We start from the raw sequence: 19,902 nt of genomic DNA, 5'->3' as shown, positions 1-19,902 counted from the left end.
ACAAACCACGTTCACTTTCGCCGCTTACAACCTGACGCGCATGGCGACGATCTTTGGCTGGCGTTTATCGGCGGTGGTTGGATAACTCCGTCCATAGAGTACGGAAAGCGCTAAAAAATGTCAAAAAACGGCCTGAAAAGTGGCTGAAAACTGCTTTTTAGGAAAAATGCGGCTTCCAGCCCGAAAAATTCGCATGTCTGGCGACAAAATCCGAAGGACTGGGGTCCTTTTTCAACACCCTGCTAAGTGGGCCAGTCGCGGATAGGCTGCGCGCGCTCTGGCAAGATGAGCAAATAGGCACACCGCATTCTCCTGACCTTGGAACCCGGTGAATACGCGAGCCTCGAACGCCTGAGCAAGCGCATCTCTTCGGTGCGCGAAGTGCGCTGACGCTGGCCAGCGAGTACGCCAAATGGCAATAAGCGGCTCCCGCAACAAGCTGTTATTGCTTTCGGTAACAATTTCTTGTGTATTTCCCGTACTTTGTTACACCGTTTTTTCTACGGATGGCTACACTGATAACAATTGCAATGTCGATCACTCGCCTTTGCCGCCACCGGAGACCGCCCCATGAATCGCCCGTTCGCCTTTGCTCTGCTGTGCGCCAGTTCGCTGTGGGTCCATCTTGGGGCGCAGGCAGGCGAGATCCGCCTGTACACCGATGATCATTTCAAGGGACGGGTGGTGCTCTTGCGCGATACGACGGATGACGTGTCGCGCGTCAATTCCAGTGACACCGTCTCGAGCATCCAGGTCGATTCGGGCAGCTGGGAAGTGTGCACGCATGCCGATTTCAAGGGCGATTGCAAGACCCTGGAAAGGGGCGACTACCGCTCGATGCCGGGCATGAACGATAAAATTTGGTCCGTGCGCGAACTCGCAGTTCAACGGCAGCTGCGAGCGCATGGGGCCGGGCAAGCATGAAGTCCTGGATACTGCGCTCGACAAGCGTATTTCCTCGCTGCGCCGCCTGGATTGAGCGTGCGATCAAGTTTTGCCCGCAGCCTTGTATTTGTTACACTAGCATCCTGGCGCAACAGCCAGGAAAATCATCACCAAAGAATGAAGAATGGAGTTAATCATGACGCGCCCTTTCAAACACGCGCTGGCATGCGCGGCGACCTTGCTGCTTTCGCTGGGGGCCCATGCGGGCGCCCATGCGGGCGATATCACCCTGTTCGAAGACGTTGATTTCCGTGGCCGCGCAGTGAACCTGCGCGAGACGACGGACGACCTGTCGCGCTTAGGATTCAATGACAAGGCGTCGAGCATCCTGGTGCGTTCGGGCACCTGGGATGTGTGTACCGATGCCGGCTTCCGCGGCAGATGCAAGACCCTGGGACCGGGGGAGTACAGCTCGCTGCCGGGCATGAACGACGCCATCAGTTCAGTGCGCGAAACGGGGCGCGGCGATGGCTACAATCCGGGACGCCCGGGACGCGATCCAGACCGTGGCAATGGCGGCTATGGCCGTGGCGGCAGCCTGGAAGTGTATTCGGGCGCGGGCCAGAATGGCGGCTCGGCGCGGCTGAACCGCGATACGGACGATTTCGTCAGCATCGGTTTCAACGACCGCACCACCAGCATCGTCATCCACAGCGGCTACTGGCAGCTGTGCAGCGACTCGAACTATAACGGCGTGTGCCGCATCTTCGGCCCCGGCCGCCAGGACGACCTGGGACGCGGCCTCGATGGGCGCGTCTCGTCGGCGCGCATGGTCGACGAGCGCGAAGCGCGGCGCCAGCAGCAATACGAACGGCCGCAGTACGAACAGCCGCAGTACCAGCAGCCGCAGTACCAGCAACGCGGCGCCGTCGTGCTGTTCCCCGAAGCGGGCATGCGCGGCGAACCGCTGGCGCTGAACCGCAATGCGGAAGACCTGGTGCGCTACAACTTCAATGATCGCGCCTCGTCCATCGTCGTCAACGAGGGCCAGTGGGAAGTGTGCAGCGACTCGAACTTCCATGGCCGCTGCGAAGTGATCGGACCGGGCGAATACGGTCGCTTGAATGGCATGGAAAACCAGATTTCCTCGCTGCGCCGCGTGCGCTGATTTTCTGCGGCAGACATGCTGACAGGCCGCCTGCCGGGTTCATCCCGCCTGGCGGTTTTTACATTCGCTGCCGTGCGCTGACATTTGCTTGCCCTTTGTTACACTCGCCGCCTGCCGCCTGGACTACACTGGCGAAAATGTCTCAGTATTGGAGTTGTCATGGTTCGATCTTTCCGGCCCGCGCTGCTGTGCGCCGCCACCTTCCTCGCCCCTCTTGCCGCATCGGCGGGCGAAATCACCCTGTTCGAGGACGCCGGTTTCCGCGGCCGCCCGGTCACCCTGCGTTCCGACACGGGCGATTTGTCGCGCATGGGCTTTAACGACAAGACCTCCAGCATCATCGTGCGCTCTGGCACCTGGGAAGTGTGCAAGGATGCCAATTACCGGGGCAACTGCCGTACCTTTGGACCTGGCCGCTACGGCAGCATGCCGGGCATGAATGACGCCGTTTCCTCCGTGCGCGAAGTGGGCCGCCCGGGCCATGGCGGCGGCGCTCACCGTCCCTATCCGCCGCGTCCGGAACCGGAGCGTCCTCATCCCGGTTATCCGGGCCATGGCGGCGGACATCGTCCCGACATGAATGGCGCCGTGCTGATGTTTCCTGACGCCGGCATGCGCGGCCGGCCCGTGCGCCTGGACCGCGAAGTGCGCGATTTGAGCCGCTATGGCTTCAATGACCGCGCCGAGTCGATCGTCGTCAACTACGGTCGCTGGGAGTTTTGCGTCGATGCCAACTTCCGTGGCCGCTGCGTGGTGATGGGGCCAGGCAGCTACGGCCGCCTGCACGGTGGCCTCGAGCGCCGCATTTCCTCGCTGCGCCGCCTGCGCTAGGCAGTTTTCACTGCACTGCCATCGCCCGCAGGCGGTGTTGTATTGTGCGCACGCTATGTCGCTGCCAATTCGTGTACCCTTCCCATAGGCAGTTCAACCATGGGGAGCAAGCGCGGTGGAATACAAGGACTACTACAAGGAGCTTGGCGTCGAGAAGACGGCGACCGAGGCCGAGATCAAGAAGGCGTACCGCAAGCTGGTACGCAAATACCACCCCGACGTGAGCAAGGAGCCGGACGCCGACAAGCGCACCAAGGCCCTGAATGAGGCCTACGGCGTGCTGGGCGATACGGAAAAGCGCGCCGCCTACGATGAACTGGGGCGTAACCAGGGCGCCCAAGGCCAGCCATTCCGGCCGCCGCCGGACTGGGGTTCGGGCTACGAATCGTCGGGCGCCGACGACAGCGACTTCTTTGCCGACCTGTTTGCCCACGTGGGAGGGCGCCGCCGCGCCGGCGGCAGTTTCCAGATGCAGGGCGAGGACAGCCACGCCGCCATCACCATCGATTTGCACGACAGCTACCAGGGCGCCAAGCGCCACATCGTCATGCGCGTGCCCGAAGCGGACGCGCAAGGCCATGTGGTGACGCGCGAGCGCACCCTGGAAGTGACGATACCGAAAGGCGTCACGGAGGGCCAGCAGCTGCGCATGAAGGGGCAGGGGAACCCGGGCAGCGGCGGCGCGTCCGCCGGTGATTTGTACCTGGAGATCCGCTTCCGACCCGATGCGCGTTACAAGCTGGAAGGGCGCGACGTGTTCGAGACTGTGCCTGTCACGCCGTGGGAGGCGGCGCTGGGCGGCGAAATCGACGTTCCCACGCCATCGGGCACGGTGTCCGTCAGCGTGCCGCCCAATTCGCAGACGGGGCGCAAGCTGCGCCTGAAGGGGCGCGGCATTCCCGCCGCCCAGCCGGGCGACCTGTATCTGCTGCTGGAAGTGGTGCTGCCGCCGGCGAACGACGACAAGGCGCGCGAACTGTATGCAACCATGGCGCGCGAGATGGCTTTCAATCCGCGCCAGAAGCTGGGAGGGTAAATCATGACAAACAAGATAATTGGCGAACTGCTCGAAGATCGTGCCCTGAGCCTGGAGGAGCTGGCGCGCGCCTGCGCCGTGGAGCCGGACTGGGTGGTGCAGCATGTGCAGACGGGCGTGCTGCTGCAAAATGGCCCGCCAGCGGGGCAATTGACGGCCTGGCGCTTCACCAGCCTGGACCTGGTGCGCGCGCGCCGCCTGCACGAAATCGAATCCGTGTTCGACGCGAATGCCGAACTGGCCGCGCTGGTGGTCGATTTATCGGAAGAAGTGGCGCGCCTGCGCCGGCGTCTGCACGTGCTGGGCGTCGAGTAATCCTTATGTCTGCTCGCCGTGGCGTGTCACGGTGAGCCTGGCTATGTAAAACTGCCCGTCGACGACCACCCGGTGCGGGATGCCGGCCAAGTCGAAACCGGGGCCGCCGTCTTCCATCCATTCCTGCGCCAGCGAGTCGAACTGCTGCGGCGTCATGCGCAGCATCTGCGCCGTGATGACGAAGCGCGCGCCAGGTTTTTGTTTGTTGACGAAGTCGTCGATGCCGGCCATGGTGGTTCCTTATCAATGTATGCGCGCATGATACCTGCCCGCGCGCGCTTCTAGAAGACCTGTTCCAGCAGCGGCAACTGCTCCGCAAAGCGCTCGGTGAGCCACTTGCCCGCCTGGCCGGGCGGCGTGTCGGCGCGCTGGATCAGGTAAATCGGATAATTCTCGCCCTTGTCGACGGCCAGCGGCAGGTGCACCAGCCTTCCTGCCGCCAAATCCTCACGCACCATCGCCTCTGGCATGTTGCCCCAGCCAAGTCCCGCGCGCAGCAGCGCGTGCTTGGAACCGAGGTCGCCCAGGCGCCAGTTGCGCAGTCCCAGCACGCCGAAATCCTGGCCCTGCGTCAGGTCGCTGCGGTCGCTGAGCACCAGCTGCACGTGTTCGCGCACCACGCCGGAGGCAATCGGCCCTGCCTGCTGGGCCAGCGCGTGGCTGGGCGCGGCCACGGGAATCAGGCGCACGTGGCCCACGGCCAGGCGCTCGAAGACGCCGGCCGTGGCCGTCATCCAGCCACCGAGGCCGATGTGGCAGCTGCCATCCATCACCAGTTGCGCCACGGCGCCCATGGCTTCGATGCGCAGGCGCAGGGCGACGGTGGGGAACTGCGCCTGGAATGCCTCCAGAACGCGCACCAGCACGCAGGTGGGAAACATCACGTCGACCACCACCGATACCTCCGCTTCCAGCCCGCCGGCCAGCGCCTTGGCGCGCGCGCGCATGCCATCGACCTTCAGGGCCACGGCGCGCGCATCGGCCAGCAGGGCCTTGCCCGCGTCCGTCAGGGTGGGCTTGCGCTTGCTGCGGTCGAGCAGCACCACATTCAGTTGTTCTTCCAGGTTGGCGATGGTGTAGCTGATCACCGACTGCGTGCGGTGCAACTGGCGCGCCGCATGGGCGAAGCCGCCCGCGTCGATGACGGCGACGAACACGCGCAACTGGTCGAGCGAAGGCTGGCCCGGTTCTCTCATGGCAAATCCATATCTAGAAATTCGATGCTAATCATTGATATTTACACGGTTTCATCGATGGTAGACCCGAACTATGTTGTGTGCAAGGGCTGCGACGTGGCCCATCCCGTCACCGATTTCCACAGGAGCAATTCATGAGCAAGGTCTTGTACATCAATAGCAGCGTGCGCAACAGCGGTTCCCTGTCGCGCCAATTGTCCGGCGAATTCGTCGCGAAACTGGCGACGCAAGGGGCCAGCGTCGTCGAGCGCGACCTGGCCGCCTGAACCAGGTCTCCACGGGGATTGCCAATCTGCCATGATTGACATAAGCTTGCCGGCGGCACCCCCGTGTCAGCCCGGCGAGCGGTTCGCCATGAAAGTCCTCCATGCACAAGTTGGCAAGCGCAGTACTGTTCGGATGTTCCCTGCTGGCGGCAGGCATTGCGCAAGCGCAAACTGCGCCAGTGGCGCCACCCCACGTGGGGCGGCACGCCTCCACACCCGACGATATCGGCGCCATTGAAAAAGTCGTCGCCCACTTCCAGGCGGCCCTGATCGCCAAGGATGTCAAGCTGCTGTCGTCGCTGATGTTGCACACAAACATACTGTTCGCTTCGCCGGCCGACGACGGTTTCATCCAGAAAATGCGCGACACGACGGACGTCCATTTCGACGGCGTCGCGGTGGCCGGCTATATCGGTTTCGCCAACTTCATCCAGCGCGAACCACAGCGCACGGAAGAAAAATTCTACAACGTCAAGATTACCCAGGACCGCCATGTGGCGTGGGTCAACTTCGACTACGAATTCCTCGTCGGCGACACATTGTCCAACTATGGCGTGGAAGCGTGGCAGATGGTCAAGCGCGACGGCGAATGGAAAATCCTCAGCGTCGTCTGGTCCATGCATGCCGCCGCCGAGGCAGGAAAATAGGCCCAGCCATGCCGCTTCAGTCGCGTGGCAGCTCGCGGATTTCCACCGTGCCACCTGCGTTCAGTACAGGGTTGCCCAGCAATAATTTTTTCGCATCGTCTATACTTTCGGCTTGCACACGTAGATAGCCTGACAAGTGCGGCGTGACCGGTCCGGCCTGGCCAGAGCGGTGCACGCAGATGCCGGGCCCGATGGAGCTGCCACCGCAGAAGCGGCCACTGGCCCTGAGCATGGCGAAGTAGTCTTGCCAGGCGGACGTGGCGACGTCCATCGGTATTTCCGTGTCGTCATGCATGAAGATGATGTAGTCATTCATCTTTTTCTCCTGTGCCGCGTGATAAAAAGAGAGCTGAATTGAGTATCCTGAACAATCGCGAGCGCATGGTTTTGCCCTCACCGTGTCAGTCCGTAGAGACAAGCTGTCCGGCCATGTCATTTTTGGAGCGCACATCGTGCCGATAAAGTATGTTGATTTTTATGAGGTGAATTACACGGCAGAGCGCTTGCACGGCTGCAAGCTATGGGGCGCGTACGTCGCCATCTATGCCCCCTCGTCCAACCCCATGCACCGGGTGAATCTGCTGCACAAGCGCCGGGTGTCGGCCGACCAGCAGTTTACAACGGAAGCGGACGCCATGGCGGAAGCGGGCGAGGTGGCCGTCAAGCTGGTCGAGCGGCGCCGGCGCCGTTATGTCTTCCACCCCTGACCTGGCTTGTTCAGACGCAAGTTATTGCGATTTGCAAGGTGCATGGCGACCGCTGGATTGGCGTGATGGCGATGTTGCCATTATCATGCACTACCCGCCACGCACGAGGACCGCCATGAAACGCCAGTTGCACCTGCTCGTCATCGACCCGCAAAACGATTTTTGCGACTTGCCCGTCACCTGGCTGCCGCCAGCTGCGGCACCTGCCCTGGCCGTGCCCGGCGCGCACGCCGACATGCTGCGCGTGGCGCAGCTAATCCGTGAAGGGGGCAGCGGTTTGACGCAGATCAGCGTGACGCTCGATGCCCACCACCGCTATGACATCGCCCACCCCGCCTTCTGGCGCACGGGCGATGGGGCTCCCGCCGCGCCGTTTACGCAGATCAGCGCGCAGCAGGTACGCGACCGCCTGTTCCTGCCCGCCGCCAGCGGCGCCTTGCCGCGTGTGCTGGCCTATCTGGATGCCTTGCAGCAAGCGGGGCGTTATCAATTGATGGTGTGGCCCGTGCATTGCGAGATCGGCAGCTGGGGCCAGAATATCCACGCGGCCGTGCGCGCCGCCTATAACGGCTGGGAAGTGGACAAGCTGCAAGTGGTGGCCAAGCTGAGCAAGGGTTCCAACCCGTGGACCGAGCATTACTCGGCCGTCATGGCAGAAGTGCCCGACGCGCAGGATGCGGCCACCCAGTGCAACCTGGATTTCCTTGCCACCCTGCTGCCGGCGCAGCAGATTTATGTCGCCGGCGAAGCGGGCAGCCACTGCGTGAAAGCCAGCACGGAGCACATCGCCGACTACCTGCAGGCGCAGCAGGGCCCACAGGCGCTGGCGCGGCTGGTGCTGCTGACGGACTGCATGAGTCCCGTCACGGGTTTTGCAGCGCAGCAGCGCGACTTCCTGGCCGCCATGCATGCGCGCGGCGCGCGGCTGGCGACGTCCGCCGAGGTCTTGCCCGAATTGCTGGCTAACGCGCTGGCCAATGCGGCTGCCTGAGCCACTGTCGAGCGTGCCCTGCTGAAATGCTTGCGGTGGCGTACTATTCTGGCTTCAGGAAGTTGGAGAAAACACATATGACCCCGATAGTGCGCAGTTTGCTGGAAACCGATCTGTATAAATTTACAATGTGGCAAGCATTGCTGCACGGTCATCCGAATACTCATACCGAATACGAATTTGTCTGCCGCAACGCCACCGCCTTTCCCCTGGCCGAACTGAAGGTCGCGCTGGAAGAACAGCTCGACCACCTGTGTTCGATGTCATTTGCCGACGACGAGCTGGCCTATTTGCGCACCCTGCGCTTCATGAAGAGCGATTTCGTCGACTTTTTGACGGTGTTCCGCTTCCAGCGCAAATTCATCGAGGTCAGCACGGATGGCGACACCCTGTTGGTGCACGCGGCGGGGCCGCAGGTGCACGTGATGGGTTTCGAGATTTTCGTGCTGTACATCATCAACGAACTGTATTTCCGCCGTTTCGACCTGGACGCGGCCATGCGCGAAGGGCGCCACCGCCTGGGCTTGAAAGTGGCGGCCGTCAAGGAATTCGGCAAGTTGCCGCAGCGCAAGCACCCGTTTGAATTTTCAGATTTCGGCGTGCGGCGGCGTTTTTCCGGCGCCTGGCACGACGAGGTGGTGCAGCGCCTGGCGCATGAAGTGCCCGAGTATTTCAAGGGCACGTCGAATGTTTACCTGGCGAAAAAGCTGGGCATTGTGCCCATCGGCACCATGGCGCATGAATACATGCAGTCATTCCAGTCCTTCGGCGTGCGCCTGCGCGACTTTCAAAAGGCGGCACTGGAAGACTGGGTGCAGGAATACCGGGGCGACCTGGGCATCGCCCTGACGGACGTGGTCGGCATGGATGCTTTCCTGGCCGACTTCGACCTGTATTTCGCCAAGCTGTTCGACGGCTTGCGCCACGATTCGGGCGACCCTGTCGAGTGGGGCGAAAAGGCGCTGGCTCACTACGCGGCCCTGCGCATCGACGCCAATACCAAGCGCCTCGTGTTTTCCGACGGCCTGGATCTGGACAAGGCCTTCGCCCTGTACCAGCACTTCGCCGACCGCATCATGACGGGTTTCGGCATCGGCACCAATCTGACCAACGATGTGGGTTTGACGCCGCTCAACATTGTCATGAAACTGGTGCGCTGCAATGGCCAGTCGGTGGCGAAATTGTCAGATTCGCCGGGCAAGACCCTGTGCAAGGATGAAACCTTCCTCGCATATTTACGGCAGGTGTTTCACCATCCCGCCGTCCAAGCGCCGCTCTAGAAACCCGTGACCACCGTGTTCATGTGCTCGACCTGGGGCGGGGTGGCGAAGAACTCACCGACCAGGCCGCGCCAGGCCTGGAAGTCATCGCTGCCGCGGAAATGCACGGTATGGTCTTCCAGCGTCGTCCAGCCCACCACCAGGCGGTAGGCATCGCCATTTTCGATCGAGCGCTCCAGGCGCATGGACTGGCAGCCGCGCGCGCGCTGGAACAGGGGCACGGCTTTGGCGACGGCCGCCTCGAAGGCGTCATGCGTGGCCGATTTGATCTGGATATGGGCAATTTCAAAAATCATGGCAAGTTCCACTGTGGAATGAAGGAAGCTTGATCTTGCCATAATTTGGCCGCGCGGGGGGAGGGCCGCGCTCAGTGCGCGGCCGCTTGTTCTCTGCCATCCGCCTTGCCATCACCATTGCCATCGCTTGCGGCCCGCGTGGCTGGCCGTGCGCTGTTCGATGTCGCTGCCGCCATGTGCCTGCACGATGGCGGCGGCCCGTTCGCTGTCCCCGGCCTGGTGCACGGCGACGACAAGGCGGAACATGCCGCGCCACGCCGCCTTGCCCTGCATGGTGACGGCCTCGTCGTCGACCGTGTCGAGCTGCACGGCGTGCGCGGGGAAACCCTGCTCCAGCAGGGCGCTACGGGCCTGCTGCGCATCGGCAAGCTGGTCGAAGATATGGATCAGGGCAGGCGAAACAAAGGGGCTGGTGGAGGTGTGCATGGCCAGGCTTTCCAGTAGGGGTATCCGAGTTTGATCTGCAAGCCCGTAAAAAATTCTGCCTTAGCCTGTAAAATCCTCGATCAAGACGCAAAAGTTTGATAAATATCCAGTATGGCCGCCAAGTCGCGCTAAGATACGCCTTGCGGTGCGTCTTGCAGGCAGGGATGCGGGGTCAATCTTTCATAGGAGAACTAAATGGCAGCGAAGAAAATTCTGTTTTTGACCGGCGATTTTGCAGAAGATTATGAAACGATGGTGCCGTTTCAGGCCCTGCTGATGCTCGGCCATACCGTGCATGCCGTGTGTCCCGGCAAGAAAAGCGGCGCGACGATCAAGACGGCCATCCACGATTTCGAGGGCGACCAGACCTACACGGAAAAGCCGGGTCATTTGTTTACCCTGAACGCCAGCTTCGACGAGATCGATCCGGCCGACTATGACGCCGTGATGATCGCCGGCGGCCGCGCGCCCGAATACCTGCGCCTGAATGAGAAAGTCATCGCCGCCGTGCGCCATTTTGCCGAGGCGGGCAAGCCTGTCGCCGCCGTCTGCCACGGCGCGCAATTGCTGGCCGCCGCCGATGTCATCCGCGGCAAGCGCATTTCCGCCTATCCCGCCTGCGCGCCGGAAGTGAAATTGGCGGGCGGCACGTATGCCGACATCGCCGTCACGGACGCCGTCACGGATGGCCAGTTCGTCACGGCGCCCGCCTGGCCTGCGCATCCGGCCTGGCTGGCGCAGTTCGTCAAGCTGCTGGGCACCGAGATCCGTTTGTAACCTTCACCAGCCCGGCAAGCCACAGCGCTTGCCGGGCGCACCACTTTTCAGATTCGAGTTCTTCATGCATGCGCCGCGCAGTCAACCTTCCCGCAAACAACTTCCAGCGTCGCGCTGGCGCCAGCGCCGCCTGGCGCAAGCCGAATCCGGCCTGAGCGCCGCGCAGGAACGCCAGCTGGCCACCCTGCATGAGATTTCCACCTTGCTGGCAGGCCAGCACGCCATTGATGCGCTATGCCGTGGCTTCTTGCACCATGTGATGCAGTTCGCGCAAGCCGATGGCGGCACCGTGCGCATCCTCGATCCGCAGCACGATACCGTGCACATCATCGTGCATGAGGGTATTTCGGACGCCATGGTGGAAGAGGAACATTGCATCCGCAACAACGATTGCCTGTGCGGCGCTGCCGTGGCGCAAGGCGTGATCCAGATCCGCGATTTCCGCCAGGTCGAAGCGCTGCAGCGCTTCCGCTGCCAGGACGAAGGTTTTATTGCCATCGCCGTCTTTCCCATCCTCGCGCGCGAGCAGGTAGTGGGCAGTTTTTCGCTGCACTTTGCGGGCCCGCAAGCCGTGCATGCGCAGCAGCAGGGCTGGTTGGAAACGCTGGGCCAGAGCCTGGGCATCGCCATCGAGAACCAGCGCCTGATCGCGCGCGAGAAGGAATTTGCCGTCGCGCGCGAACGCAGCCTGCTGGCCGAAGGCTTGCATGACAGCATCGCGCAAAGCTTGAATTTCATCAGCCTGCAAGTACAGATGCTCGACGATTCCGTGCGCCGGGGCCAGCTCGACGAAGCGGCCGAAGTGCTGCCGCTGATGCGCATGGGCGTCGAACAAAGCTACCAGGATGTGCGCGAATTGCTGGTCAATTTCCGCACGCGCTGGCATGGCAGCGACCTGGAAAGCAAGCTCAGCGAAGTGCTGGCCAAGTTCGAACTGCAGACGGGCGTTGTCGGCACCCTGGACATGAGCGGCAATGGCGCGCCGCTGGCGCCGGAGCAGCAGTTGCAGATCCTGTTCATCGTGCAGGAAGCGCTGTCGAATATCCGCAAGCACGCGCAAGCGAGCAACGTGGCCCTGCGCGTGGAAAACGGGCGCGATTTTGCGCTGCAGGTGCGCGACGATGGCGAAGGCTTCGCCGCCAACCTGCGCGACAAGAAAACGGAATTGCAGATCGGCTTGCGTATCATGCAAGAAAGAGCCGAGCGGCTGGGTGCGCAATTTTCCATCGACAGCACGCCAGGCGGCGGCACGACGATCTCGCTGGCCTTGCCGGCAGCCCGGCGCCAGGCGGCGTAACAGACGATTCATTCCTACCAGTCAGAAGATACAAATACGTGAACGCTCCAATCAAAATCCTGCTGGTCGACGACCACACCTTGCTGCGCAGCGGCATCAAGCTGCTGCTGCAGCGCAATCCTCTCTTCCAGGTGGTGGGCGAGGCAGCGAACGGGCTCGACGGCGTGCGCCTGACGGCCGAGCTGCGGCCCGACGTGGTGCTGATGGATTTGAACATGCCTGGCGTGACGGGGGTGGAAGCGCTGCAGCTGATCTTGCAGGCTATGCCGCAGATGGTGGTGCTGATGCTGACCGTGTCCGAAAACGCGGCCGACCTGGGCGCGGCACTGCGCGCGGGCGCGCGCGGCTACTTGCTGAAAAACATAGAAGCCGAGCAGCTGGGCCAGGCCATTTGCCGCGCCGCCGCCGGCGAATCGGTGATCGCCGACGCCATGACGGCCAAGCTGGTGTCGCAGTTCCGCGCGGGACAGAACGCGCCCCAGGCCGACTACGACAAATTGACGCCGCGCGAGCGCGAAGCCATGGCTTGCCTGGCGCGCGGCCAGAGCAACAAGGAAATCGCGCGCCAGCTGGACGTGGCCGAAAGCACGGTGAAAATCCACGTGCAAAACATCCTCAAAAAGCTTAAGCTCAGCAGCCGCGTGCAGATCGCCGTCTATGCGGTCGAGCGCGAACTGGGTAAATAAATATCAAAAAAAGCGCGATTGTTTGATCTGCATGGCGTTCTGGCCTAGACAAGCCTAGTTCCTTTGACGTATGGCCTTGACGCTGCATGCGCATTACACTCTTAGTCATTCGCTAATCTAATAAGAGAGTGTCATGCATAAGGTCAACGTCGATGGCTTGCTATCGAGCCAGGCTCTGTTCCGCCATATTTCCCCTTCGCAATTAGAACAATTGCGCCAGGATGTCGTACGCGTCGAAGTGGAAAAAGGCAAAGTGCTGTTCCGCAAGGGCGAAGTGGCGGAAGGCGCCTATGTGGTGGTCTTCGGCCTCGTCAAGCTGAGCGTGTTTTCCATGGAAGGTACAGACAAGGTACTGGAACTGATCCGCCCGGGTCAGAGCTTTGGCGAAGCCATGATTTTTCTCGACGAACCGTATCCGTTCTGCGCCGAAGCGCTCGAGCATTGCCTGCTGCTGCGCATCCCGCCACACGCGCTGCTGCGCCTGCTGGACCAGTCGCCGCGTATTGCGCGCCAGATGATGAACAGTCTGTCGCACCACCTGATGGGTTTTATCCGCAACGTGGAACGCTGCTCCGTGCAGAACGCCACCCAGCGCGTGGTCGAGTACCTGCTGCAGGCGTCGGACCAGCAGCGCTCGAACGAGGTCAAGCTGGACTTGAAGAAAAGTCTGCTGGCATCGTTTTTGAACCTGGCGCCCGCTACCCTGTCGCGCGTGCTGCACCAGTTGACGGACTTGCATTTGATTAAAGTCAGCGGTTCGCTGATCCAGATACAGCCGGATGCACTGAAGACCTACCGCCACGGTTCCGCCACGGCGCTACTGAACTAAGTACTTTCAGCAGGCAGGGTCAGCCGCCAGAACAGCAGGGCGAGCAAGCAGACCGTCGCGCCCAGCGCGCATATCCCATGCCAGCCCGCCAGCGCGTACACGCTGGCGGCGGCAATCGCACCCACGCCGCTTCCCACCGCATAAAACAGCATATAGCACGCCACCAGGCGGCTGTGCGCATCGCTGTCATCCTGGAAGATCAGGCTCTGGTTGGTCACGTGGATGGCCTGGCCCGCCAGGTCCAGCGCGATGATGCCGACCACCAGCGGCCACAGGGCCGTGCCGGCAAAGCCGAGCGGCAGCCACGCGGCCAGCAGCAATAGCAGGGCCGCGCCCGTCGTCCACTGGGCCCGGCCCTTGTCGGCCAGCGCCCCGGCCCGCGCCGCGCCCAGCGCCCCGATCGCGCCCACCAGGCCAAACGCGCCGATGGCCGCGTGCGTATAGCCTTGCTCAGTCAAGGGCAGCACCAGGGCGTTCCAGAAAATATTGAAGACGGCAAACATCAGTAGGGCCAGCATGCCGCGCACGCGCAGCACCTTGTTGTGCAGCAGCATGTCCAGCATGGAGGCGAGCAGGGCGCCGTAAGCCAGCCATTGACTGGCCGGCTGCGCCGGCGGCAGCGTGCGCCACAACAGTAACAGCAGGGCGCAAGCGATGGCCGCCGAGACAAAATACACGGCGCGCCAGTCGGCCAGGCCGGCCACCACGCCGGACAGGGTGCGCGCCAGCAGCAGGCCGATCACCACGCCGCCCTGCGCCATGCCCACCACCCGGCCCCGCTCGTGGCTGGCCGCCGCACTGGCCGCATAGGCGATCAAACCCTGCGTCATGGCCGTGCCCAGCAAGCCCACCAGCAGCATGCCGCCCAGCAAGGCGGCCGTGGAACGGGCGCAGCCCAGCGCCGCCAGGGCGATGGCAAGCAAGCCCAGCTGGAACAAGGTCAAACGGCGCCGGTTCAGCATGTCGCCCAAGGGCACGAGCAGCAGGGCCAGCGCGCAGCCGAGCTGCGTGGCCGTGATGACCATGCCGCTGGCGGCGTCCGTCATGCCGAATTCGTGCGCCAGGGTGGCGAGCAAGGGCTGGGCGTAATACACATTGGCCACGCTGAGGCCGGCCGCCGTGGCAAACAGCCAGACGAAGGTGGGGGGAAGTGCTGTCGTGAGGGGAGGGTTTGTGTCGCGCATAGGCTTGTCGGTAAGTGGTTTCAAATTGAAACCCGTTGGCGTCTGCGCCGGGAAGTTTTAAAATGCAACCACTCAATCCTGGAGACTGCCCGTGGCCAAGCGCAAAAGCCTGAAAACCGACCCCTGTCCCGTGGCGCGCGCGCTCGACGTGATCGGCGAACGCTGGTCGCTGCTGATCGTGCGCGACGCCTTCGACGGCATGCGCCGGTTTGGGGAATTCCAGAAAAGCCTGGGCGTGGCGAAGAATATCCTGGCCGACCGCCTGCACACCCTGGTGGAAGAGGGCATTTTTACGGTCGCGCCCGCCTCGGACGGCACGGCTTACCAGGAGTACGTGCTGACGGCCAAGGGGCTGGGCCTGTTTCCCGTCGTGGTGGGTTTACGCCAGTGGAGCGAGGCGCAATTGTTCGCGGCGGACGAGGCGCACTCCACCTTGCGACAGCGCGGTTCAGGCTTGCCCGTGCGCTGCATGAACGTGCTGGCCGAGGATGGCCGCGTCTTGCAGGCCGGTGATACCGTCGTGCACAAGGTGTCGCCACCATGAAGCGCGTGGCCGTGCTGGGCGGGGGCATCACGGGCGTGACGACAGCGTATGCGCTGGCGAAACGGGGCGTGGACGTGACCCTGGTCGAGCGGCACCGCTATGCGGCCATGGAAACGTCGTATGCGAATGGCGGGCAATTGTCGGCCTCGCACGCGGAAGTGTGGAACCATAAGGCGACGCTATGGAACGCCCTGAAATGGATGGCGCGGCGCGATGCGCCGTTGTTGCTGCATCCCTGGCCCAGCTGGCACAAGCTGAGCTGGTTTGCACAATTTCTCGCCGCCATGCCGGACTATGAGCGCAACACCATCGCCACGGCGCGCATGGCGATCGCTGCGCGCGAACACCTGTTTGCGTGGGCGCAAGAAGAAGATATCGACTTCGATCACCGCCGCGCCGGCATCTTGCACATCTACCGGGAGCGTGCGGGCTTCGAGCGGGCGGCCGGCGTGTCGCGCCTGCTGGCGCGGGGCGGCTTGCAGCGGCGCGCCGTCACGCCGCAAGAGATGCGCGCCATCGAACCGGCGCTGGCGGGCGACTTTTACGGCGGCTACTACACGGACAGCGATTCCACGGGCGACATCCACAAATTCACCAGCGGCCTGGCCGCTGCCTGCGCCCGCCTGGGCGTGGCGTGCCGCTATGGCGCACACGTGACGGCGCTGGCGCGCGAGCACGGCAAGGTGCGCGTCAGCTTGGGCGAGGACAGCACCCTGTTCGACGCCGTCGTCATCTGCGCAGGCACGGCCAGCCGCGCCATGGCGGCATCCCTGGGCGACCATGTGAATGTGTATCCCGTGAAAGGCTATTCGATCACCGTGCAGCTCGATGACGCAGGCAGCCGCGCGGCGGCTCCGTGCGTCAGCCTGCTTGACGACGCCACCAAGCTGGTCAGCAGCCGCCTGGGCGAAGACCGGCTAAGAGTGGCGGGCACGGCGGAATTCAATGGCGTCAACCACGACATCCGGGCCGACCGCATCCGCCCGCTGCTGGCATGGGTCGAGCAATGTTTTCCTGACGTGAATACACGCAAGGTGATTCCGTGGGCGGGCCTGCGCCCCATGCTGCCCGCCATGCTGCCGAAAGTGGGGCCGGGCAAGGCACAAGGCGTGTACTACAACACGGGCCACGGCCACCTGGGCTGGACCCTGGCGGCGGCGACGGCCGAGCTGGTCGCGGCGCAAGTGGCAGCCATGGCAAAGGATTGAGCCTTGCCGAGCCTCGCCATCCTCATCTTTCCCGGCGTGCAGGCGCTCGACGTCAGCGGACCCATGGACGTGTTTGCCGAAGCGAACAGTTTCTTGCCTGCGGCGCAGCCCTACGATGCCGTCCTGAATGCCTGGCTGGCGCGGGCGGCAGGCAAGGCGGGCCGCCATGGCTCCATCTGTAATGGTGCGTTCCTGCTGGGCCATGCAGGCTTACTTGATGGCAAAAAAGTAGCCACGCACTGGAACGACGCGGCGGCGCTGGCTGCCCGTTTTCCACTGGCGCAGGTCGATGCGGACAGCATTTATGTGCACGACGGCAAGCTGGTCAGTTCGGCCGGTGTGACGGCCGGTATCGACCTGGCGCTATCCTTGCTGGCCGACGATGGCGGCGCCCAGCAGGCGCTGCAGGTGGCGCGGTGCCTGGTGGTGTACACGCAGCGCCAGGGCGGGCAGTCGAAGTTCAGTCCGCATCTGACGCCCGTGGTGGACGCGGCTTCGCCCGTGGCGCAGGCGCAGCAGGTGCTGCTGGACATGGGGCTGGCGCTGAGCTGGCACCCTACGCGCGTGCGCTCTGGCCGCAATACGACGAAGCCGATGAAGCGCGCGTCCGAGCCGGGCGTGGTCTGGCAAGACCACGATATTTTCTTCCTCGATATCGCGCCCCGCGTGCAGGCGTGGGAAGGTGATGGCGGCGCCACATTTACGGTGGGCGACAGTGTGGAGCAGGCGGAATACGCCCGTTGTGCGCGCGATGCAGAGTACCTGTTCCACCAGGTGCGCGGCGTGTGGCAGCGCGAGCGGCTGACGGGGGCGGCCCTGTATGCCTACGCAGAGAAGGAAGCGCGCAAGCTGGGTTGGGAATTGAACTTCGACCTGGGCGGGCATCGCGTCTCCGATTTCCCGCACGCCACGATTTACGCGGGTGCGCTGGCCGACGCCGACTTTTTGCCATCGTCCATGCGCTGGATACTGGACATTCATTTGCGCCATCCGACCCTGCCGTATGGCGCGTTTTTCGAGGATATGCTGCTCGACGACAGCGACTATGCTGGCCCCTGCGGCTAGTTCTTCGGCAGCAAATCGCTGAGCGCGGCGCGGCCCTTGACGGTGAGGAAGGGGCCGACCTTGCTGTAGGGCAGCAGGAAGGCGTTTTCGCAGCCGCTGCCGTTGGAATCTTCCCAAAACGATACGCCTTCGGGTTTCAATGACAGGTGGAAGCGGCCGCGGTCGTCGTAATCCGTGCCCTTGCACTCGGCGTCGATCTTGACGTCCTTGTACAGGGCTTGCCGCAGGCGGTCCGGCAATTCGGCCTTGTCGTCGCCATCGCTGGCGCTGGCGCCAAACCAGTTCCACACGTCCGTTTCCTGGCCCGTCTTCACGTCCCAGGTGCGGAACCTGATGGAGATGCCATTGGCGCCATAGCCGGCCGGCCAGCGGTAAAACTTGAGCGTCACCCAGCGCGGTGACCAGTAGGTGGGTTCCGCATACACTTCGTCTTCCGTCGTGAAACCGTTGCGGCCCAGGTATTCGCGGCGCGTGGCATAGAAGTCGGCCAGGTCCTGCTTGTTCCTGGCCAGCACGGTGCGCAACTGCGCATTGATTTTCGCCACGCCATCGCCGGGCGCGATCAATTCCGCCGTAATGGTGTCGCCGATTTGCAGGTTGCGGTATTGCTTGCCTTCGAAGGCGATGGGTTTGCTTACCTTGGTGCTGGGGAAGGCCTCCAGCGCCAGGTTGTAGGCATCGCTGGCGCAGGATGGGTGGTCGCGGTCGCCCGCCGCTTCCAGCAAGGTCAAGGCCAGCGGCAGGGTCTTGCCGCTTTTCGGCTCCGTCCAGGTGCCGATGAGCTTGTCACTTGGCTTGCCGCCCTGCGGTGCATCCAGGCGCCAGGTGCCCGTGGTATCTCCCTTGGCGTCGGATTCGCTCCAGTCGTTCTTGCCGTTCGGCTTGGCCAGCATGATGGGCGTCTTGTAGCGCGTGTAGTAATAATTGCCGCTGCGGTCAGACCCTTGCGTGGGGCTGGGCTGGTTGAAGCACGCCACGATATTGGCCTTGCCCAGAGTGCCCTGCCACACGCCTTGCACGGGCGGCTCGGCGGCCATGGCGAGATTCAGGGTGGGCAGGGTCAGGCAAGCAAACAGAAAGCGGCGCATCGGTTTTTCCTTTCGTGGGCGAAGGCCGATTCTACATGGCAACCGCCTGGAAATGCCGCACGCCAACTTTTACGCTGGCTTTTCCTGCGCCACCACGGCCATCGCCGCGCCCAGGTATTGCAGCATGGCCCCGTCGACGAAGCTGCCTTCCATCAGGCGCGGTTCCTGCTGGTGCGCCTGGCGAAATTTCAGCTGCGTGGCGGGGTCCGTGCCCGCATACGCGCGGAACAATTCCAGCCATTGCCGCGCCAGTTGCAGCACGGCCGGGTCGGTGGGCGGCGTGCGCGCATCGATGGCGGCGCGCACGGCGGCGATCAGGGCTGGCCACTCGCCCGAGCGCTTGCCGTAATTGGCGGCCAGGTGCGCGTATTCCTGTTCGTCGAGGAAAGGGCGATACAGCGCAATGCGCGAGGCATTGAAGGCGGCGATGATGAACTGCATCAGCTCCGCATCGATGCTGGTCGTCGCTTGCATCGACGGCTCTTGCGCGTGCATATCGTTCAGGCGCGCGAACAGGCCGGGATGGGCGCCCGTGTCGCGCACCAGCTTGACCATCCATTGCGTGGCCAGCGCTTGTGCTTGGGCATCACCGGGGCCGGCGCCCGCTTCCCTGGCGGCGCGCACTCTCGCTACCAGTTCTTTCCATTCCTGTTCCACGGCTGCGTTGGACAGCAGCGGCAGTTCTTGTAGTTCTTCGGGGCTAAAGTATTTGTCGTACATGGTCATCAACTCCATCGTGGTGAGCCACTCGCTCAGTTCCGGGGCCTGCCCCTGCGCCAGTTGCGCCTGCAAGGTGCACAGGCGACCACGCAGGGTGGATGCCTGCGCGATCTGGCGCTCCAACATGGCGATCTGCTGCGCCACGATGGCGCTCAAGGGCAGGTCCGGCCCGGCAAGGGCGTTGGCAATATCGGCCAGCGACAGCCCGAACTTGCGCAGCGCCATGATCCGGTGCAGCCGGTCCATGTCGCCGTGCTGGTAGAGGCGGTAGCCAGCGGGCGTGCGCGCTGAAGGCGAGAGCAGGCCGATGCTGTCGTAGTGGTGCAAGGTGCGGATAGTCAGGCCCGTGAGCCTGGCCAGTTCACCGATTTTCAACAGCATCGTCTTCTCCTTGTCTTCAGTGCGTGCAACCACGATGGCGCCTGACGTCACGTCAGGGTCAAGCAGAAATGTAGCAGAG

Annotated in this window: 24 protein-coding genes and 1 pseudogene; 17 read left to right on the top strand and 8 right to left on the bottom strand. The window is 63.1% G+C overall.

Features of this window, described 5'->3' with window-relative positions:
- The first annotated feature begins 570 nt into the window (after positions 1-570).
- The 5 genes from CSZ94_RS11720 (at position 571) to CSZ94_RS11700 (ending at position 4,235) form a co-directional block, all read left to right on the top strand.
- Positions 571-924, top strand: a complete 354-nt coding sequence (locus tag CSZ94_RS11720) for a beta/gamma crystallin-related protein (RefSeq protein WP_102121665.1) — start codon at positions 571-573, stop codon at positions 922-924.
- A 157-nt stretch (positions 925-1,081) separates the two neighbouring features.
- On the top strand, positions 1,082-2,053 hold the full coding sequence (locus CSZ94_RS11715; protein ID WP_180977437.1) for a beta/gamma crystallin-related protein: 972 nt from the start codon (positions 1,082-1,084) through the stop codon (positions 2,051-2,053).
- A 159-nt stretch (positions 2,054-2,212) separates the two neighbouring features.
- Positions 2,213-2,884 carry a beta/gamma crystallin-related protein gene (locus CSZ94_RS11710; protein WP_102121663.1) on the top strand — a complete coding sequence of 224 codons (672 nt, stop codon included), beginning with the start codon at positions 2,213-2,215 and terminating at the stop codon, positions 2,882-2,884.
- A 115-nt stretch (positions 2,885-2,999) separates the two neighbouring features.
- Positions 3,000-3,920, top strand: a complete 921-nt coding sequence (locus CSZ94_RS11705) for a DnaJ C-terminal domain-containing protein (RefSeq protein WP_102121662.1) — start codon at positions 3,000-3,002, stop codon at positions 3,918-3,920.
- Positions 3,921-3,923: 3 nt separating this feature from the next.
- Complete coding sequence (locus tag CSZ94_RS11700) at positions 3,924-4,235, top strand: MerR family transcriptional regulator (protein WP_102121661.1); 312 nt, start codon at positions 3,924-3,926, stop codon at positions 4,233-4,235.
- A 3-nt stretch (positions 4,236-4,238) separates the two neighbouring features.
- On the opposite strand, the gene CSZ94_RS11695 is transcribed toward CSZ94_RS11700, so the two are convergent.
- Positions 4,239-4,466 carry a hypothetical protein gene (locus CSZ94_RS11695; protein WP_102121660.1) on the bottom strand — a complete coding sequence of 76 codons (228 nt, stop codon included), beginning with the start codon at positions 4,464-4,466 and terminating at the stop codon, positions 4,239-4,241.
- A 50-nt stretch (positions 4,467-4,516) separates the two neighbouring features.
- The gene (locus CSZ94_RS11690) at positions 4,517-5,431 is read right to left on the bottom strand and encodes a LysR family transcriptional regulator (protein WP_102121659.1); all 915 of its coding nucleotides are present in this window, start codon (positions 5,429-5,431) and stop codon (positions 4,517-4,519) included.
- Between the two features lie 134 nt (positions 5,432-5,565).
- On the opposite strand from CSZ94_RS11690, the gene CSZ94_RS11685 reads away from it, so the two are divergent.
- Both CSZ94_RS11685 and CSZ94_RS11680 read left to right on the top strand, forming a co-directional pair.
- A complete protein-coding gene (locus CSZ94_RS11685) occupies positions 5,566-5,697 on the top strand; it encodes an NAD(P)H-dependent oxidoreductase (RefSeq protein WP_146009788.1) in 132 nt (43 codons plus the stop codon).
- A gap of 101 nt (positions 5,698-5,798) precedes the next feature.
- Positions 5,799-6,344 carry a nuclear transport factor 2 family protein gene (locus CSZ94_RS11680; protein ID WP_102121658.1) on the top strand — a complete coding sequence of 182 codons (546 nt, stop codon included), beginning with the start codon at positions 5,799-5,801 and terminating at the stop codon, positions 6,342-6,344.
- A gap of 16 nt (positions 6,345-6,360) precedes the next feature.
- Here the strand turns inward: CSZ94_RS11680 and CSZ94_RS11675 are convergent, their stop codons facing one another.
- Positions 6,361-6,660, bottom strand: coding sequence for a hypothetical protein (locus CSZ94_RS11675; protein WP_102121657.1), 300 nt, complete (start codon positions 6,658-6,660; stop codon positions 6,361-6,363).
- A 136-nt stretch (positions 6,661-6,796) separates the two neighbouring features.
- Here CSZ94_RS11675 and CSZ94_RS11670 point away from each other — a divergent pair, with 136 nt between their 5' ends.
- From CSZ94_RS11670 to pncB, 3 genes are all read left to right on the top strand, one after another.
- A complete protein-coding gene (locus CSZ94_RS11670; protein WP_102121656.1) occupies positions 6,797-7,051 on the top strand; it encodes a hypothetical protein in 255 nt (84 codons plus the stop codon).
- 115 nt (positions 7,052-7,166) lie between these two features.
- Positions 7,167-8,042, top strand: a complete 876-nt coding sequence (locus CSZ94_RS11665) for a cysteine hydrolase (RefSeq protein WP_102121655.1) — start codon at positions 7,167-7,169, stop codon at positions 8,040-8,042.
- Between the two features lie 77 nt (positions 8,043-8,119).
- Positions 8,120-9,322: a nicotinate phosphoribosyltransferase gene (pncB, locus tag CSZ94_RS11660; RefSeq protein WP_102121654.1), complete on the top strand. Its 1,203-nt coding sequence runs from the start codon at positions 8,120-8,122 to the stop codon at positions 9,320-9,322.
- Here pncB and CSZ94_RS11655 read toward each other — a convergent pair.
- Complete coding sequence (locus CSZ94_RS11655) at positions 9,319-9,618, bottom strand: antibiotic biosynthesis monooxygenase family protein (protein WP_102121653.1); 300 nt, start codon at positions 9,616-9,618, stop codon at positions 9,319-9,321. The genes pncB and CSZ94_RS11655 overlap by 4 nt on opposite strands.
- A 111-nt stretch (positions 9,619-9,729) precedes the next feature.
- Positions 9,730-10,044, bottom strand: coding sequence for a hypothetical protein (locus CSZ94_RS11650; protein ID WP_102121652.1), 315 nt, complete (start codon positions 10,042-10,044; stop codon positions 9,730-9,732).
- 195 nt (positions 10,045-10,239) lie between these two features.
- On the opposite strand from CSZ94_RS11650, the gene CSZ94_RS11645 reads away from it, so the two are divergent.
- The 4 genes from CSZ94_RS11645 (at position 10,240) to CSZ94_RS11630 (ending at position 13,633) form a co-directional block, all read left to right on the top strand.
- Complete coding sequence (locus tag CSZ94_RS11645) at positions 10,240-10,821, top strand: DJ-1/PfpI family protein (protein WP_102121651.1); 582 nt, start codon at positions 10,240-10,242, stop codon at positions 10,819-10,821.
- 64 nt (positions 10,822-10,885) lie between these two features.
- Entirely contained in the window at positions 10,886-12,118 is a 1,233-nt protein-coding gene (locus tag CSZ94_RS11640; RefSeq protein WP_102121650.1) for a GAF domain-containing sensor histidine kinase, read from the top strand.
- 38 nt (positions 12,119-12,156) lie between these two features.
- Positions 12,157-12,804 carry a response regulator gene (locus CSZ94_RS11635; RefSeq protein ID WP_102121649.1) on the top strand — a complete coding sequence of 216 codons (648 nt, stop codon included), beginning with the start codon at positions 12,157-12,159 and terminating at the stop codon, positions 12,802-12,804.
- A 133-nt stretch (positions 12,805-12,937) separates the two neighbouring features.
- On the top strand, positions 12,938-13,633 hold the full coding sequence (locus CSZ94_RS11630; RefSeq protein ID WP_092798371.1) for a Crp/Fnr family transcriptional regulator: 696 nt from the start codon (positions 12,938-12,940) through the stop codon (positions 13,631-13,633).
- Here CSZ94_RS11630 and CSZ94_RS11625 read toward each other — a convergent pair.
- Positions 13,630-14,817 carry an MFS transporter gene (locus tag CSZ94_RS11625; protein WP_102121648.1) on the bottom strand — a complete coding sequence of 396 codons (1,188 nt, stop codon included), beginning with the start codon at positions 14,815-14,817 and terminating at the stop codon, positions 13,630-13,632. The two genes, CSZ94_RS11630 and CSZ94_RS11625, sit on opposite strands and share 4 nt — an antisense overlap.
- A 91-nt stretch (positions 14,818-14,908) precedes the next feature.
- Here CSZ94_RS11625 and CSZ94_RS11620 point away from each other — a divergent pair, with 91 nt between their 5' ends.
- From CSZ94_RS11620 to CSZ94_RS29425, 3 genes and pseudogenes are all read left to right on the top strand, one after another.
- Positions 14,909-15,361 carry a winged helix-turn-helix transcriptional regulator gene (locus CSZ94_RS11620; protein WP_102121647.1) on the top strand — a complete coding sequence of 151 codons (453 nt, stop codon included), beginning with the start codon at positions 14,909-14,911 and terminating at the stop codon, positions 15,359-15,361.
- Positions 15,358-16,569: a D-amino acid dehydrogenase gene (locus CSZ94_RS11615; protein WP_102121646.1), complete on the top strand. Its 1,212-nt coding sequence runs from the start codon at positions 15,358-15,360 to the stop codon at positions 16,567-16,569. Before CSZ94_RS11620 ends, CSZ94_RS11615 begins: the two co-directional genes overlap by 4 nt.
- A 3-nt stretch (positions 16,570-16,572) precedes the next feature.
- Positions 16,573-17,085, top strand: a pseudogene (locus CSZ94_RS29425) (GlxA family transcriptional regulator); the annotation flags it as partial.
- Positions 17,086-17,630: 545 nt separating this feature from the next.
- On the opposite strand, the gene CSZ94_RS11605 reads toward CSZ94_RS29425, so the two are convergent.
- Both CSZ94_RS11605 and CSZ94_RS11600 read right to left on the bottom strand, forming a co-directional pair.
- Positions 17,631-18,722, bottom strand: a complete 1,092-nt coding sequence (locus tag CSZ94_RS11605; RefSeq protein WP_102121644.1) for a hypothetical protein — start codon at positions 18,720-18,722, stop codon at positions 17,631-17,633.
- Positions 18,723-18,791: 69 nt separating this feature from the next.
- Positions 18,792-19,823, bottom strand: coding sequence for a MerR family transcriptional regulator (locus CSZ94_RS11600; protein WP_102121643.1), 1,032 nt, complete (start codon positions 19,821-19,823; stop codon positions 18,792-18,794).
- Positions 19,824-19,902 lie beyond the last annotated feature (79 nt).

Origin of the sequence: Janthinobacterium sp. ROICE36, assembly GCF_002869965.1 — a bacterium.
GTDB lineage: Bacteria > Pseudomonadota > Gammaproteobacteria > Burkholderiales > Burkholderiaceae_D > Janthinobacterium.
Note: the sequence above shows the minus strand (reverse complement) of the source record. Positions and strands in the feature narration are given on the sequence as shown.